This is a genomic window from Streptomyces sp. NPDC001204 (assembly GCF_053598035.1).
Genome location: NZ_JBSFJL010000002.1, coordinates 119,340 through 135,580, shown reverse-complemented (window position 1 = coordinate 135,580; position 16,241 = coordinate 119,340). Strand labels below are relative to the sequence as shown.

Here is a 16,241-nt window from a genome sequence, read left to right as displayed (position 1 = left end):
CGCGCGCGGTCTCCCGGCCCCGCCGACGGGCGCGGTTTCCCGGCCCCGCCGCCGGAGCGCCTACGCGTCCTTGAGCTCCTGCCGCTGCCGTCCCAGCCCCTCGATCTCCAGCTCGACCACGTCCCCGGCCCGCAGGTACGGCTTCGGCTCGGGCTGCCCCAGGGCCACCCCGGCCGGCGTACCGGTGTTGATGACGTCACCGGGGTACAGGGTCATGAACTGGCTGACATAGCGCACGACTTCGGCGACGGGGAAGATCTGGTCGGCGGTCGTCCCGTTCTGCCTCAGCTCGCCGTTGACCCACAGGCGCAGCGGCAGCGCCTGCGGGTCGGGGACCTCGTCGGCGGTGACCAGCCAGGGCCCGAACGGGTTGAACGTCTCGCAGTTCTTGCCCTTGTCCCAGGTCCCGCCGCGCTCGATCTGGAACTCCCGCTCGGAGACGTCGTGCGCCACCGCGTAGCCGGCGACGTGCGCGAGCGCCTCCTCGGGGGACTCCAGGTAGCGGGCCGTACGGCCGATGACGACCGCCAGCTCCACCTCCCAGTCGGTCTTGGCGGCGCCGCGCGGCACGAGCACGGTGTCGTTCGGCCCGACGACGGTGTCCGGCGCCTTGAAGAAGATCACCGGCTCGGCGGGCGGCTCGGCGCCGGTCTCACGGGCGTGGTCGTGGTAGTTCAGCCCGATGCACACGATCTTGCCGATCCGCGCGAGCGGCGGCCCGATCCGCGACGCGGCCGCGTCCGGCCCGGCCCCTTCCAGCGCGGGCAGTTCCCCCGCCGCGGCGGCGTCCCGGATCCGGCCGAGTGCCGCGTCGTCGGCGAGCAGAGCGCCGTCGATGTCCGGGACGACGCCCGACAGGTCCCGCAGGACCCCGGTCGCGTCCAGCAGCGCGGGCCGCTCCGCACCCGCCGTACCGACTCGCAGCAGCTTCATGTGTCAACTCCCTCGATCGCGGGCGCCCGGCCGATGAGGGCGACCTGGGTGCGGCAGACGCAACCATCGGAGGACTGGTCGATCGTCCAAGGTCAACCTCCACTCCGCAAGAGCGCGTTCACGTACTGGACCGTAGGCCCGCCGGGCAGGACGGCCGCTCCGGCGCGCTCACCGGTACAGCAGGACCCGCTCGGCCGCGCTCCACGCCGTGCTGGTCACCACGTACAGCGCGGCGGCCAGCGGCACCACCGCCACGGTGACCAGGGTGAAGAAGGACATGTACGGCACGGCCTTGCCGACCGCGCCCGCGGCGCCGCCGCTCAGGCCTGCCACATCGGTCGTGTCCAGGGACTTCTTCGCCCGGATGAAGTTGAACGCGGCGATGACGGCCACCACCGCGAACAGCCCCAGGTACACCGCTCCGGCCGCCCCGAACACGCCGTCCCCGGCCAGGGCGTCGGCCCACCGCCCGCCGAGCGGCGCGGCCAGCAGCCGGTGGCCGAGCAGCCCGTCGCCGTCCGCGGCCGGTGTCGAGAACAGGTGGTACAGCAGGAAGAAGGCGGGCATCTGCAGCAGGCTGGGCAGGCAGCCCGACAGCGGCGACACCTTCTCCTCGGCGTGCAGCTCCAGCACGGCTTTCTGCAGCTTCTCGGGGTCCTTCCGGTATTTCCTCCGCAGCTCGCCGATCCGCGGCTGCAACGCGGACCGCGCCTTCTGCCCGCGTGCGGCGGCCCGGGAAAGGGGGTGGAGGAGGAGTCGTACGAGCGCGGTGAACAGGACGATCGCGGCGGCGGCCGCGGAGGCGTGGAACAGCGGCTGGAGCAGCTCGGCGAGCCGCTCGACCAGGCCGGCGAAAACGGACATGGGTGAGCCCTCCGGGGGTCTCGTCGTGCCAGGCGTACGGGAATGGCGTACGGGGATGACGGCATGACGACCCGCGCAGGGTCAGGTGAGGTGTGCGGTGCCCTGCACGGTGGTCGCCGGAAGGGCGCGCCCGGGTGCCCGGGGCCGCGGCCGGCCCGCGGCGTCGGGATCGCGCTGCGGCAGGAAGGCCGTACGGCGGTCCCGGTCCCGGATGGCCGTACGCACCCGGGTGGGCGGCACGGCGGGCGCGCAGCGGGAGGCGAGCACCGCGCAGACGACGAGCGCGGAACCGGCCGCGGCGGTCGCGGCGAGCGCGACGGCCACGGCCCCGGGCAGACCGCCGGTGTCGAACAGGACGACCGGAAGCAGCAGCAGGGGCAGGAGGAGGGACAGGCGCAGCGGCACGACGGCGGGGCGCGTGGCGACGCGACTGCGGATCACGTCGACTCCCTCCCCGTGAGCGTGCGTTGCGGTGCGCTGGTGCCGGTTGCCGGTTGCCGGTTGCCGGTTGCCGGTTGCCGGTCATCGGCGGGCGGCGGGCGGCATCCGGCTCACCATAGCGGCGTGCAGCCCGTTATACCGGATCGATCTCGAGCGGTTGCAGCAGCCGCCTCGGCTTGAGCAGCGCCCGGCTGACCGGATCCGCCGGGTCCGTATCGAGTCCGGGTCCCGGTTCCATGAGGACGTCCTCGACCGGTACGACGGTTGCGCAGGAGGGGCATTCGCCGTACGGCCCGAGTTCGGTGCCGCACTCCGCGTGCCGGAAGTAGCGCAGCCGGACCTCGGTGAAGTGCTCGCGCCCCCACAGGCCGAGCGCCCGCAGGGTCGGCCACAGCGCGATCCCGCGCTCGGTGACGACGTACTCGTACCGGGGCGGCGAGTCCTGGTACCGCCGCTTCTCCAGGATCCCCTCCGCCGTCAGCGTCTGGAGGCGGGCGGCGAGGACCGCGCGGGGGATGCCGAGGTGGACCAGGAAGTCGTTGTAGCGCCGGACGCCGTAGAGCGCGTCGCGGACGACCAGCAGCGTCCAGCGCTCCCCGATGATCTCCAGCGCGCGGGCGATCGAGCACTCCTGCGTCGCGTAGTCCTTGCCCAGTGCCATGCGTCCACTGTAGCCACTTTCCGAGGACTTGGTTCAATGAACGAACTGAGGGTGTTACGGTTCAGGAGCAGGTCGGTTCAATGACCGAACTTGCCTGAACCCCTTCTCCGCCCAGCCCCCGGAAGGACGGGCCCATGACCGGGCTGAACTCCCCCACGGCCTCCACCGCGACCTCCGCGGCAGCGGGTACCACCACCCGCACCGCCGCCCCACGCCCCAGGCGCCGGGACGGGCCCCCGAACCCCCGGGCCACCCTGGCCGTGACCAGCGCGGCCACCACCGTGGCCCTGATGACGTACACGGCGCCGATCATCACCCTCCCCGGCACCGCGGCCGCCCTGCACACCCCGCTCTCCGCCCAGGCATGGCTGCTCAACGGCACCCCGCTGGGCCTGGCCGCCCTCCTCCTGATCGCCGGCAGCCTGGCCGACGACTACGGGCGCCGCCGCGTCTTCCTCGCCGGCACCCTGACCCTGGGACTGACCACCGTGCTGGGCGCCCTGGCCACGACGACCTGGCAGTTCACGCTGGCCCGCATCGCCCAGGGTGCGGCGAGCGCGGCCCTGCTGGCCAGCAGCCTGGGCCTGCTCGTGCACGCCTTCCCCACCCCGCGCGGGCGGCTCCACGCGACCGGCGTCTGGGGCGCCTTCGTGAGCGGCGGCATAGCGGTCGGCCCGCTGGTCACGGGCGCCCTGCCGAACTGGCGGGCGGCCTACGCCGTCCTCGGCGCCGCCGCCCTGGTCGCGGCCGCGCTCGGCACCCGAACCTTGTCGGAGTCCCGCGCGCCGAGGGGCGGCAGGCCGGACATCCTCGGCGCGCTCACCTTCGGGTTGGCCCTGGTGGCCCTCGTGGCCGCCCTGACCCTGGGCCGGGACGGCTGGCTGCGGGCGCCCGTGGGACTGCTGCTCGCGGCGGCCGTGGCCCTGCTCGGGGTCTTCGCGCTGCTGGAGCGCCGTACCGGCACACCGATGATCGATCTGTCCCTGCTGCGCCGCCCCCGCTTCCTGGCCTCCTCGGCGGGCGGCCTGTTCACCGGCCTGGCGGTGATCGGCCTCTTCAGCTTCCTGCCCGCACTGCTCCAGCAGACGCTGGAAATGTCGCCGATGACCACCGCCTGGCTGTTGCTGCTGTGGTCCGGCACGGGCTTCACGGTGGCCCTCCAGGCCAAGCGCCTGGCGGGACGGGTGACGCCGCGCCGGCAACTGGTCCTGGGCTTCGTCCTCCACGCGGCCGGCGTCCTCACGATGCTCGGCGCGATCGGCTCCGGCTCCTGGCTCCGGATGCTGCCGGGCCTGCTGGTGAGCGGCGCGGGCAGCGGCCTGCTGAACGCCGCGCTGCCCCTGCTGTCGGTGGAGTCGGTCCCGCCGGACCGCGCCGCGTTGGGCTCCGGCGCCCAGCAGACCCTCCGTTACATCGGCTCCTGCGCCGGAGTCGCCCTGACCATCGCCCTCGCGACCGCGACGGGCAGCCTGGCACGGGGCGCCGACGCGGCGATGGCGGTGTCGGCGGGGCTGGCACTGGTGGGCGCGGTGAGCGTGGGGGTGTCGCGGGAGCGGGAGTGAGGGCACGGGGGTGAGGGCACGGGGGTGAGGGCACGCGAAGGGGATGCGGGCACAGGGCACGCGAAGGGGGTGCGGGCACAGGGCGGGGCGTACGGACGCGGGTTGGCCCCGGGGGTGGGATTCCCCGGCTCCCCTGGGTCCCCTGGCCTGCAGATACCTCACGTTTGTCACTGTCCGGCAGTACGGTGTCCCCCATGCGCCCCGCCACGCCCGCCGAAGACGCCGACCACGCCACCGAAGCGGCCCGCCTCGAGCGGACCGCAGATCTGTACCCCGAGGACGCCGAGGCCCTCCTCCTCCAGGCCGCGGCCCACCGGGAACTGTCCGGCGACCGCCCTGCCGCGACGACCCTGTACGACCGCCTGCTGTCCTCCCCCGCCGACCTGGAGAACCCCCACCTGGTCCGGGCCCTCAAAGCCGCCAACCTCTGGGAGTACGGCCACGAGGCGGAGGCGAGAGCGATCATCGACGGCGTCCGTTCCGCGGCGCCCCGCGACCCGGCCCCCTGGGTGATCGTCGCGGAGTCCCTGGAGACCCACGACGAACTCGAAGCAGCGCACGAGACGTTCACCCAGGGCGTGGAACTGCTTCTCGCGGAGGCCCAGGAGCCCCCGCACGCCACCCACCCCCTCCTCTTCGGCCGCCACCGCGTCCGCCGCATGCTGGGCGCGGTCCACGACGACTGGGACATGCTGGCCGACACCCTTCACACCTCCCCGGTCCCCCTGGACGAGCTCCACGACCCGAAACGCGTCTGGTCCCTCGGCTCGGAGAACCCGGCCGAACTGCAAGCGGAGATCACCCGCCTCCGCGCCGAACTCGGCGCCTACCGCGCGGCCCTCTCCCGCCCCTTCCCGGTGGCGGTCCTGCACTGGCCGGCGGAGGAACTGTCGGAACTCCTCACGGCCTACGCCGGCCTCACGCCCGAATACCCGTCCCACGAGACCCACTTGGCGACGATAGAGGCGTCCCTGCGCGAACTGTCCTCCTCCGGCACCCCCAACCTGGGCATCGTCACGGGCACGGTCCCCTCCTACGAGGCCTTCGCCGCCTCGGAGGCCGCCTCCCCGTCCGACCCGGCCCTGCTGCCCCAGTACGCGACGACCCTGGCGGCCCGGGGCCGCGCGGTCACCTGGCCGCCGCAGCGGGGGGCGCTGTGCTGGTGCGGGTCGGGGCAGGCGTACGGGCAGTGCCATGGGGTGACCAAACCCGCCGAGCCCGCCGAACCTGCCGAGCCCGCCGAACCTGCCGGAACCGTCTGAGCGGGCGGGAAGCGAGCGGATCCAGTCCCGTTCGTCGGCGTCCGTCTCAGCCGTCCGGTACTCCGTGGGCGTCCGTCTCAGCCGCCCCGTGCCCGGCTTGGGCGGGGGCCGGCCGCGAAGGCCGTCACGAGCCGGTCGAGCAGGGGCGCTGAGCAAGGGTGCGGGTCGCGGCGCGGAGTGATCGTGTAGATGCCGCGGGCCGGGGGATCCACGAGGGCCACCGCGGTGACGTCGGTCCGCAGCGCGCCGGCCAGCACCCCGGGTATCAGCGCGATGGCGTGGCCGGTCGCGACCAGGGCCAGCTTGCCGGGCAGGTCGGCCGCGGCGAGGTCGATGCGGGCGGTCACCCCGGCGCGGGCGGCGTGCTGGCGCAGCAGCGCCGCCGAGCCCTCGTTGTCCTCCACCCAGGTCTGGTCGGCCAGCGCCTGAACAGGTACCGGACCGCACCCGGCCAGCGGGTGGCCGACGGGCAGCACGACGGCCATCTCGTCCATGCCCAGGAACCGCCGTTCGAGACGCGGGTCGTTGGGCAGCCCCGGTGGCGCGTCGGTGACCACGGCGACGTCCAGGTCGCCCGCGACCACACGGTCGTACAGCTCCAGGCTCAGTCCGGGCGACAGGCTCCACCGGACGGGTCCGGACGTGTCCAGCAGGCGGCGTATCGCCACGGGCACGATTCCGGCGGCCAGGGACGGCGTCGCACCGACGGCCAGTGGCCGGCCCGGCGCACCGTCACGCAGGTCCCGCACGGCACGAACCGCCCGGTCGGCCTCGGTGAGCGCGGCCGTCGCGTGATGGCGGAACACCTCTCCGGCGGGCGTCGGACGCACGCCACGCGCATGCCGTTCCACCAGCGGCAGCCCGAACTCGCGCTCCAGCCCGGCGATCTGCCGGGAGACGGCCGACTGCGTGTAGCCGAGCTCGTCGGCCGCCGCGGACAACGACCCGAGCCGGCACACCGTCACGAAGGTCCGCCATGAAGTGAGCGCCATGACCCGCAAGTATGCCCGCCGGCATGCGGATCCGGCAGGGCACCCCTGCCAGATCTGCGCTTGCCGCATCCCTTCCGGTGCCCCACGCTCGGACGCATGACCACACCGCACACCGTCGCCGTGCTCGGCCTGGGCCGCATGGGCGCCGCGATCGCCACCCGACTCACCGGCCTTGACTGGGACGTCGTCGGCTGGACACGGTCCGGCCGCCATGTCGCGGCGACCGTCGAGACGGCCCACGACCCGAACGACGCCGTGGCGAAGGCGGACATCGCACTCCTGGCGCTGTTCGACGCCCGGGCGTGCCGGCAGGTCGTCGACCGCATCCGCCCCTCACTGCGACCGGACACGGTCGTGCTGAACACCAGCACCATCGCCCCCGCCGAGGCCTCGGCACTGGCCCGCCGGCTCGGCCCGTCCTACGTCCACGCGCCCGTACTCGGCTCCGTGCCCGCCGTCGCCGCGGGCACCCTGCGGATCCTCGCCGCGGGCGACCGGGAGGCGCTCGATCGGGTCCAGGCGGTACTGCGAGCGCTCGGCACCGTGCTCCCCGTCGACAACGCCGCCACCGCCGCCGCGCTCAAGCTGGTCGCCAACAGCAGCCTCGCCGGCGCCGTCCTCGCCCTGCGCGACTCACTGCGGCAGGCCGACGCCCTGAACCTGCCCCGAGCCCAGGCGCTGGACGTCCTCGAACTCGGCCAACTCGGCGGGCTCGTCGGTCGCAAGCGGACCTTCCTCCTCGCCGACGAGCCGACCCCGGCCCCGGCCCCGGCCCCGGCCCCGGCCGAGTTCACGATCGGCGCACTGGCCAAGGACATGGCGCTGCTGGCCACGGCGTCGAACAGCCCCCTGCGCAGCGCGGCCGACCTGGCCGGCACCCCTGCCGGCCCGGAGGCCGACATCGCCGTGGCCGCCACGGTCCCCGCCGTGGACGACACCGTGCTCGAACCACTGCGCCTCTACATCCGCGGCCACGCCACCGGCGACCCCACCCACTTCCGCGACGCGTTCCTGCCCACCGCCCACATCGAGGGCATCCGGGACGGCGCGTTCGTGTCCTGGCGCCTGGACGAGTACTGCGCGCTCTTCGACGGCCGCCCGGCCGCCGACGAACCGACCCGCACCCGCCGCGTCGACACCGTCGACGTCCACGGCACCATCGCCACCGCGTCCATGACCCTCCGGCACGGCCCGGACACCTTCACCGACATCTTCCTGCTGGTCCAGGCCGAGGGCGGGTGGCGCATCGCCAACAAGGCGTACCACCGAAGGTGACCGTCGGCGTGGCGCATTCTCGCCGAGTACGCCCACGGACCCGCCGGTCCGGGTCCCGCCTCGATCCGCTCCCCCAACGGCCCTGACGACCGCCCCTGATCACGGTCTCCGCAACACGCCTTAAAGTGCTGCCTGTTGGTCGACTCATCGGATCGAGGGATCCGGGGATCGGGGGGACGACGGCCGATGAACAATGCGGGCGCGACTGAGGTGTTCCAGCCGCTGCAACCGGACGACCCTCCCATGGTGGCCGGTTACCGCCTCGCCGCCCGGCTCGGCGCCGGTGGCATGGGCCGGGTCTACCTGTCGCACACGCAGGGCGGCCGACCGGTGGCGATCAAGGTGGTCCGCCCGGAACTGGCCGACGACCCGGCCTTCCGACGACGGTTCCGCCGGGAGATAGCCGCCGCCCGACGGGTCCGGGGCGCGTACACCGCCGAGCTGATCGACGCCGCCGCGGACGGCGTACCCCCCTGGCTGGCCACGCTGTACGTACCGGGCCCGTCCCTCACCGAGGCCGTCGCCCGGCGCGGACCGCTGCCGGTTCCGGCGGTGCTGTGGCTGATGGCGGGGGTGGCCGAGGCACTGCAGGCCATCCACGGCGCGGGCATCGTGCACCGGGACCTGAAGCCGTCGAACGTGCTGCTGGCCGCCGACGGTCCGCGCGTGATCGACTTCGGCATCTCGCTGGCCTCGGACGTCACCTCGCACACCACCACGGGGGCCGCCATCGGCACACCGTCGTTCATGGCTCCCGAACAGGCGTCCGCGGGCGAGCTCACGGCGGCGACCGACATCTTCGCGCTCGGCCAGACGGCGGCGTTCGCGGCCCTGGGCGAGCCGTTGTACGGGACCGGGCCGGCGGTCATCGTGCTGTACCGGATCGTCAACGAGGAACCCGACCTCTCCCTCCTGCCCGAGAAGCTCCGTCCGCTGCTCGCCCGGTGCCTGGCCACCGATCCGGAGGAACGCCCCACCCCGGCGGAGGTCGTCGAATGGTGCCGCCAACGGCTGGGCAAGGACGCCGACGCGGGCGGCGGACCGGCCGTCTGGCGGGAGATCGCGGGACCGGAGGTGACGGTCCCGCCCCCGGTCCCCAACCCCACCCAGGGATACACGCTGCCGTCGGCCGGCTGGCCGCAGCCGGCCGTCCCGGCCCCACAGCCCACATGGCCGCGTCCGCCGATGCCTCTCAACCCGGAAGAACAACGCACCCGCAGACGTCGCACCGCCCTGATCGCGATCGCATCCGTGACGACGGGCGCGCTACTGCTGGCCGGCCTGACCTGGACGGCCATGAACACGGTGAACCGGCTCCGCGACTGGGAGACGGCCGCGTCCTCGACGCCCCCTCCGAAAACGTCCGCACGGTCCTCGGCGTCCTCATCATCCTCACCGGCAGCCACGCCGGCCTCGGAGGCCGACAACCGGGCACCAGGACTGTCGGACCCCTCCTCCGCCGCACCCGAGCCGCCGAAGGCCCTCCCGTACCCCGGCATATTCCTGAATCGGAAGAACTCACTGAACATCAAGGAGGGGGTCGAGCGCAGCGGCCGCAAGGGGGACATCCGCTTCGACTGCAAGGAAGTCGGCTGCGAACTGGAAAGCGACACCAGCGCGCTGGCCCTGCTGCCCGGCGATCCCGGGGCCTCCTTGGACGACTGCCGTCTTGCACTCTCGGCCTACGACACCGACCACGCCGACGATCGCCGCGTCCTGCTGGCCGCGGCGGCGGGCGGCAGCGAGATCTGCGTCAAGCACCCTTCCGGTGACATCGCACTGCTCGTACTCCAGGTGAAGTCGACCGCGATGCCGGAGATCGGCTTCATAACCATGGACATGACGGTGTGGCGAGCGGCCTAGCCGGGTCGTTCCGTCCACATCACCCATCGCTGATCTGCTGTGCCATTGGCTGGTGCCAGGCGCCTGAGCTTCGGGCAGCGCAAGCATCAGCGGACGTTCACTCACCCGACCTATGGCACCCGGTTCGAGCACTCAGGCCGCCAGTTGCCTCCCGATCCGCCCACCGAACAGTGGATCCCCGCTCTCGCCATGGACACGATTCCATCACATGATCTCCACAAGTCTCCGCAGCCACGAGAAGATTCGTCACTCAATCAATTCCCTGGGGGGACCATGAGCGACAGGATCACGCCGCCACCTATGCCGAGCTACGGGCCGCCCATGCCGCCCGTCCCGCAGCCGCAGGCAAAGAAGCACCGGACAGCCATCATCGCCGCGGCCGCAGCCGTCGTTGCCGCGGCCGTCTCCGCCGCCATCACGGCTGGCGCCACTGGAAGTAGCGGCACCAGAGCTGCACCCACCGTCACCGTCACAGAAACAGCGAGCGGCACTGACACGACGGCCGACAACACGATGGATTCCACGGACGAGTTCGCGGATGAGGACGAGAGCGATGACGTCTTCGCCCTTACCGACACTGTCACCTACGAGAACGATGTGGCCGTCAGCCTTTCCAGGTTCCAGCGGTCCGTGTCCGGCGAGTACGCGTCCCCCGAGAACACCAACTACGTGCAGTTCACCGTCAAGGTCAAGAACGGGGGCAGGAAGACCCTCGACACCACCGGACTCACCGTCAACTGCTCCTACGGCGAGGATGGGCACGGCAGCGAATCGATCTTCGACAGCGATCACAGCCTCGGCGGAGGCCCCGACACCAAGCTCCTCGCCGGAAGGTCTATTAACGTGCCGTGGGGCTGCGAGCTCCCCAAGGGAGAGAAGGTCATCCAGGTCGAAGTGTCTCCCGACATGGAATCAGAGAGCGCGATCTTCACCGGCAAGGTGAAGTAAGCGGAACGGGCACCATCCTGCGTGGGAGCTCGGGCGGTGCCGAAGACTTGCTGTCAGTAAGTCCTGTTAGAACGGAGCCATAAACGTTGATCGGGGGCAAGGTGGCAAAGGCACAGGACCTGGAACAGCCCATCGCCGGCGTGTACGAGAAGCTGATCACTGAGGACGTGCACGACGAGCTGGGGCAGCTCGAGGCCATGGGGTGGAAGGCCATCGACGCCGAGGTCAGCAAGGAGTCCTCGCCTCACGTTTTGGCCCGGCATGTCGGTGAGGTGGTCGCCCGCACTCTCAACCAGCTCCCCTCCGATCAGCGAGTCCCCTTCGTCAACAAGGTCCTGGAATCTCTGGCCACCGGTCAGACCGACGTCGAGCCCATCAGCACGGTCGTCGACGGTCCCCGCCAATTGCTCGCCCTCGCCAAGCGGGAGGCGCCGGGGGCCTACGCGATCCGCCCCCTCACCCCGCTGTCCGAGACCTCGTTGCTCACGAACTCGCCGGAGGACCTCAGCCTCGGTGCCGAGCTGCGCGCCGAGCTCGCGACCGCGGACCGCATCGACCTGCTCTGCGCGTTCGTGAAGTGGTACGGCATCCGGGTCCTGGAGGACGCTCTTCGCGCCGCCAAGGAGCGCGGCGTACAGATTCGGGTCATCACGACCACGTACATGGGGGCCACCGACCGTCACGCGCTCGACCGGCTGGTGCGGGACTTCGGCGCGACCGTCAAGGTCAACTACGAGATACGCTCCACCCGCCTACACGCCAAAGCCTGGCTGTTCCGGCGCAAGACGGGCTTCGACACCGCCTACGTCGGCAGCTCGAACCTGTCCAGGGCCGCACTGCTCGACGGCTTGGAGTGGAACGTACGGCTATCGTCCGTCGCCACACCCGCGGTACTGAACAAGTTCGAGGCGACGTTCGACGCGTACTGGAACGACAGCGCCTTCGAGACGTACGACCCCGATCTCCACGGCGAACGCCTCGATGGAGCGCTGGCCCAGGCGAGTGGCACCAGATCCAGCACCGACCTGAAGATCAACCTCTCCGGTCTCCAGGTACGTCCCTTCCCGCACCAGCGGGACATGCTGGAGCGGCTCACCGTCGAGCGGGAGCTCCGTGGGCGGCACCGGAACCTGCTGGTCGCGGCGACCGGTACCGGGAAGACAGTGATGGCCGCCCTGGACTACCGCAGCCTGTGCAAGGAGTCGGACGGCAACCGGCCGAGGCTGCTGTTCGTGGCCCACCGCAAGGAGATCCTCAAGCAGTCTCTGCGTACCTACCGAGAGGTGCTGGACGACGCGTCCTTCGGAGAGCTGCTGCACGCGGGGCAAGACCCGCGCGACTGGAACCACGTCTTCGCCAGCGTCCAATCTCTCAACGTGCAGCGCTTGGAGCAGCTGGCCCCCGATCATTTCGACATCATCGTCATCGACGAGTTCCATCACGCCACCGCGACGACGTACAGGCGGGTCATCGACCACTTCACGCCGAAGGAACTCCTCGGTCTGACGGCGACCCCCGAGCGGATGGACGGGCTCAACGTCCAGGACGAGTTCTTCGAGGGCCGGATCACCGCCGAGATGCGGCTGTGGGAAGCCCTGGAAAACGACCTACTGTGCCCCTTCCACTACTTCGGTATCCCTGACGGCACCGATCTGACGAACCTGGGTTGGCAGAGGGGTACGTATGCCGACCAGGAGCTCGGCAACCTCTACACGGGCAATCACGCCCGTGCCCGGATCGTGGTCAAGCAGATCCGGGACAAGGTCTCCAACCCGGGAGCCATGCGCGCGCTCGGCTTCTGTGTGACCAAGGCACACGCGCGCTTCATGGCGGACTTCTTCCGCGAGGCCGGTTTCAAAGCCGTGGCGCTCGACAGCGACTCACCCACTGACATTCGCGCCCAGGCATTGTCTGAACTGCGCGGCGGAAACCTCCAAGTGATCTTCTCCGTCGACCTGTTCAACGAGGGCCTCGACATCCCCGACGTCGACACGCTGCTCCTCCTCCGCCCCACCAACAGCGCCACCGTCTTCCTCCAGCAACTGGGCCGGGGGCTGAGGCGCACCGAGACGAAGCCGGTGCTCACGGTTCTCGACTTCATCGGACAACACAGGGCGGATTTCCGCTTCGAGGAGCAGTTCCGGGCACTGACCAACCTCTCGCGGAACCGGCTCATCGATCACATCGAGCACGACTTCCCACAACTGCCGTCCGGCTGCCAGATCATCCTGGAGGGCAAGTCCAAGGATCTCGTCCTCGACAACATCCGCACCCAAGTGAACTCCACCGTCAGGACGTTGGTGAAGGAGGTCCAGGCCTACGGCACGCCACGCCTCGCCGACTATCTTCGGGAGAGCCGCCGGGAGATCAAGGAGCTCTACAAGAGCGAGAACTCCTGGACGACCGTGCTGCGCCGTGCCAATCTGATCGAGGAGCCCGCGCCGGCTGAGGAAGCCGCACTGCTCAAGCGGGTCCACGCCTTCCTCCACGTGGACGACCCTGAGCGCGCGGACGCCTACCTCCGCCTCCTCCAGGACGGTGCTCCACCGTACGAGGAACTGGACCGGAACGATCAGTCGTACGCCCGCATGCTGTTCTTCAACTTGTAGGACAACGCAGGAGGCTTCACCAGCTTCCAAGAGGGTCTTGCATCCCTTCGGTCTCAGCAGACGTTCCGAGATGAGCTGAGACAAGTCCTGTCACACGTCATCGAGCAGGCCGACCACATCCCCATCCCGCTCTCCGGCCGCCTCAGCCAGGTCCCGCTGAAGGTTCACAGTGCCTACAACCGCTCGGAAATCCTCGCCGCTCTCGGTGTGGCCCGCTTCGGTGGGCAGATGCCCCGCTCCTTCGCACAGGGTGTCCAGTGGACCGAGGCGCTCCAGACGGACGCCCTGCTGATCACGTTGGAGAAGAACGAGAGGGACTTCTCACCCACCGTCCGGTACAAGGACTACGCGTTGAGCCCGACGCTCTTCCACTGGGAGTCGCAGAACTCAACGGCCGAGAGCTCCCGAACCGGGCTGCGTTACCGGCAGCACGAGCAGCGCGGCAGCCACGTCCTGCTGTTCATGCGGCGCTACAAGAACACCGACATAGGCAAATCCGAGCCCTGGATGCTCCTCGGCCCGGCGACGTACCAGTCCCACACGGGAAGCAAGCCGATGGCGATCACCTGGCGCTTGCAGCACGATCTCCCGGCGGACGCGTGGACGTACTCGGCCATCACGGCGAGTTGATCCACAGCTCCGCTAAAAGTCGGCCGGTTCGGCCTCGGCTTGGAAGTGCGCCTGAGCTCGCTCCAGTACCTCGTCCGGGTCCCGGCCATGAGCGCCGAGCCAGTGGAGGAGATCGGCGATCACATTGATCGCCGTCTCCTCCGCCACTACCGTCCCCAGCCGACTGAGCCGGGAGCCTTGCGGCAGCTTCGGCACCTCGGTGTAGTGCCCGAGCACGTGCGCAGCTCGTGCCATACGAGGCCCTGTGGTGTGCCCGTCGTCCGCAGCGAGACTCGTGCGCAGCTCACACCACGTGGCCTTGCGTCCGGCTGTGAGGTCGACGCCCCAACGGTCGGTGATGGCGTCAATGAGAGCAACACCTCGTCCCGTCTCAGCGTTTGAGTCCGCGTCCGCCAGGACTGGGAGGGCTCGGGGGTCGGGATCATGGACTTCGATGCGCAAGTGGGAGCCGTTCATGAAGACGGCGAGCGTGGTCGGGGTGGCGGGCCCTACGTGCTTAATGACGTTGGCGACGAGCTCGCTCACGCACAGCTGGGCAGCTTCGCTGACTTCCTGCAGGCCCCAAAGCTCCAAGTGGAGCCGCAACATGCGCCGCAGGACCGCAACTTCTTCCGCCTCGGCTAGAAACGGCAGCTCCCACGCCTTTTTCGGCATACATCCGGTGCACTCCATGACGTACTCCGCCTCTTCACTCACACTGTCGATGGCGCCCGGCGCGCTCAGTGACAACATGACAACCAAGAGTCGCAGTGAGAGTTACGAAATGGAACTCTCATCTCTGGCCAAGAGGAGCGCGAGGGCGCGCAACGCGCCCCGGCGCACACCACCTTGCCGCCTCTCCTGAGGGCCGACAACGATCTACCGCAGCAACAGGAAAGGGCCGTGAGCATGGCAGTTGGACCAACTACCCGTAGGCGCCAACTGGGAGCCGACCTACGTCGACTCCGAGAGCTGAAGGGACTGACACTGGAGGAGGCAGGCGCTCGCGTCGGCATCTCGAAGGCGACACTCAGCCGCTACGAAACGAAGGAAGGGACGGTGAAATGGCCGGCCGTTGACGCCCTTTGCCGTGAGTACGGTGCCACGGACGAGGAACGTGCGGCTCTGGTGGAGCTGGCCAAAGGCGCCAAGATCCAGGGGTGGTGGCGGTCTCTAGCCGACCCCATCCCCGAGTCAATGAACCTCATGCTCACCCTGGAAGACGAGGTCGTACGCGAAGACCACTACGCCTGTATGTACGTGCCTGGCCTGTTGCAAACACGCGCATATGCCGAAGCCGTACACCGCGCTTCTGAAGTGCAATGCGAAGAGCGCGAGGTGCAGCACATGGTGGACATCCGCATGAAGCGTCAGGAGTTGCTGGACCGAGACGCGCCTCCTCACATCTGGTGTGTGATCGACGAAGCGGCGATCCGACGGCTGGTGGGCGGCCGAGACGTGATGCGGCAGCAGTTGGAACACCTGATCGCCGTGTCCCAACGACCGCACGTCACCGTCCAGGTGCTGCCGTTCGAACGCGGTGCGCACGCAGCAGCGGTCGGCAGCTTCGCTGTCCTGCGCGGGCAGGCTCCCGAACTGGACGTGGTGTACGTGGACCTGATCGGCGGCGGCCTCTTCATGGAGAAGCCGCAGGAACTGGAGCGTTATAGGTTGGCGTTCGAATACCTCAGCGCCCAGGCACTCGACTTCGAGTCCTCTGCTGAGCTCATCGACCGGATTAACAGGGAGCCTTGATGGTGACGTCGGCGGAAGTGCACTGGTTCAAGTCCTCCTACAGCGGCGGCAGCGGGACCGAGTGCGTAGAGGCCGCTTTCGTCCCGTCCGGCGTGCTCGTGCGGGACTCCAAGCAGCCCGGGCATCCCCATCTCACCGTATCGGTCAGGGCATGGACGAGGTTTGTGGCTGGTGCACGCCGTCCCCGAGTAACCGATGGGTCAGACTTTTCGGCATGCTGAGAGACACTCCCGCCCGCCTGATCACGCAGCAGGGCCTGATGCACGTCCAGCGGCGACAGAGGGCCACCACACCCCGAGGCGACCAAGTATCGGGAGGCCCAGACCTCCACTTCCGCACCTCGCCAGTCGGGATGGGGCCCTCACAAAGCGATCCGCCGATACGCCCGGGCCTGATCGACCACCTCGCCGGCTGGGAGTTCTCGCTCTGGCAGCTAGAAGATCAAGTCACCAACGTGCCCGGTTGGA

General features: G+C 69.9%; 13 protein-coding genes and 1 pseudogene. 8 read left to right on the top strand and 6 right to left on the bottom strand.

What is annotated here, in order from left to right:
• Positions 1–60: 60 nt before the first annotated feature.
• The 4 genes from ACWC91_RS03545 to ACWC91_RS03530 all read right to left on the bottom strand — a co-directional run bounded on the left by ACWC91_RS03545 (position 61) and on the right by ACWC91_RS03530 (position 2,899).
• Positions 61–933: a fumarylacetoacetate hydrolase family protein gene (locus ACWC91_RS03545; RefSeq protein ID WP_450640631.1), complete on the bottom strand. Its 873-nt coding sequence runs from the start codon at positions 931–933 to the stop codon at positions 61–63.
• A 168-nt stretch (positions 934–1,101) separates the two neighbouring features.
• Positions 1,102–1,797, bottom strand: a complete 696-nt coding sequence (locus tag ACWC91_RS03540; RefSeq protein WP_225078574.1) for a YidC/Oxa1 family membrane protein insertase — start codon at positions 1,795–1,797, stop codon at positions 1,102–1,104.
• 81 nt (positions 1,798–1,878) lie between these two features.
• Positions 1,879–2,238 (bottom strand): DUF6412 domain-containing protein, encoded by a 360-nt coding sequence (locus ACWC91_RS03535; RefSeq protein WP_225078575.1) that lies wholly within the window; start codon positions 2,236–2,238, stop codon positions 1,879–1,881.
• Between the two features lie 133 nt (positions 2,239–2,371).
• A complete protein-coding gene (locus ACWC91_RS03530; protein ID WP_225078576.1) occupies positions 2,372–2,899 on the bottom strand; it encodes a winged helix-turn-helix transcriptional regulator in 528 nt (175 codons plus the stop codon).
• Positions 2,900–3,033: 134 nt separating this feature from the next.
• On the opposite strand from ACWC91_RS03530, the gene ACWC91_RS03525 reads away from it, so the two are divergent.
• Both ACWC91_RS03525 and ACWC91_RS03520 read left to right on the top strand, forming a co-directional pair.
• On the top strand, positions 3,034–4,461 hold the full coding sequence (locus ACWC91_RS03525; protein WP_450640629.1) for an MFS transporter: 1,428 nt from the start codon (positions 3,034–3,036) through the stop codon (positions 4,459–4,461).
• A gap of 194 nt (positions 4,462–4,655) precedes the next feature.
• A complete protein-coding gene (locus ACWC91_RS03520) occupies positions 4,656–5,723 on the top strand; it encodes an SEC-C domain-containing protein (RefSeq protein WP_450640628.1) in 1,068 nt (355 codons plus the stop codon).
• Between the two features lie 77 nt (positions 5,724–5,800).
• On the opposite strand, the gene ACWC91_RS03515 is transcribed toward ACWC91_RS03520, so the two are convergent.
• The gene (locus ACWC91_RS03515) at positions 5,801–6,715 is read right to left on the bottom strand and encodes a LysR family transcriptional regulator (RefSeq protein WP_450640627.1); all 915 of its coding nucleotides are present in this window, start codon (positions 6,713–6,715) and stop codon (positions 5,801–5,803) included.
• 96 nt (positions 6,716–6,811) lie between these two features.
• On the opposite strand from ACWC91_RS03515, the gene ACWC91_RS03510 reads away from it, so the two are divergent.
• From ACWC91_RS03510 to ACWC91_RS03495, 4 genes and pseudogenes are all read left to right on the top strand, one after another.
• Positions 6,812–7,990: a nuclear transport factor 2 family protein gene (locus tag ACWC91_RS03510; RefSeq protein WP_450640625.1), complete on the top strand. Its 1,179-nt coding sequence runs from the start codon at positions 6,812–6,814 to the stop codon at positions 7,988–7,990.
• Between the two features lie 186 nt (positions 7,991–8,176).
• On the top strand, positions 8,177–9,853 hold the full coding sequence (locus ACWC91_RS03505; protein ID WP_450640623.1) for a serine/threonine-protein kinase: 1,677 nt from the start codon (positions 8,177–8,179) through the stop codon (positions 9,851–9,853).
• 273 nt (positions 9,854–10,126) lie between these two features.
• Positions 10,127–10,801, top strand: coding sequence for a hypothetical protein (locus tag ACWC91_RS03500; RefSeq protein WP_225078582.1), 675 nt, complete (start codon positions 10,127–10,129; stop codon positions 10,799–10,801).
• A gap of 101 nt (positions 10,802–10,902) precedes the next feature.
• A pseudogene (locus tag ACWC91_RS03495) lies at positions 10,903–14,040 on the top strand (DUF3427 domain-containing protein).
• A gap of 12 nt (positions 14,041–14,052) precedes the next feature.
• On the opposite strand, the gene ACWC91_RS03490 reads toward ACWC91_RS03495, so the two are convergent.
• Complete coding sequence (locus ACWC91_RS03490) at positions 14,053–14,772, bottom strand: ATP-binding protein (protein WP_450640621.1); 720 nt, start codon at positions 14,770–14,772, stop codon at positions 14,053–14,055.
• 156 nt (positions 14,773–14,928) lie between these two features.
• Here ACWC91_RS03490 and ACWC91_RS03485 point away from each other — a divergent pair, with 156 nt between their 5' ends.
• Positions 14,929–15,774: a helix-turn-helix domain-containing protein gene (locus tag ACWC91_RS03485; protein ID WP_225078704.1), complete on the top strand. Its 846-nt coding sequence runs from the start codon at positions 14,929–14,931 to the stop codon at positions 15,772–15,774.
• Entirely contained in the window at positions 15,774–15,995 is a 222-nt protein-coding gene (locus ACWC91_RS03480; protein ID WP_263638360.1) for a DUF397 domain-containing protein, read from the top strand. Before ACWC91_RS03485 ends, ACWC91_RS03480 begins: the two co-directional genes overlap by 1 nt.
• Positions 15,996–16,241 lie beyond the last annotated feature (246 nt).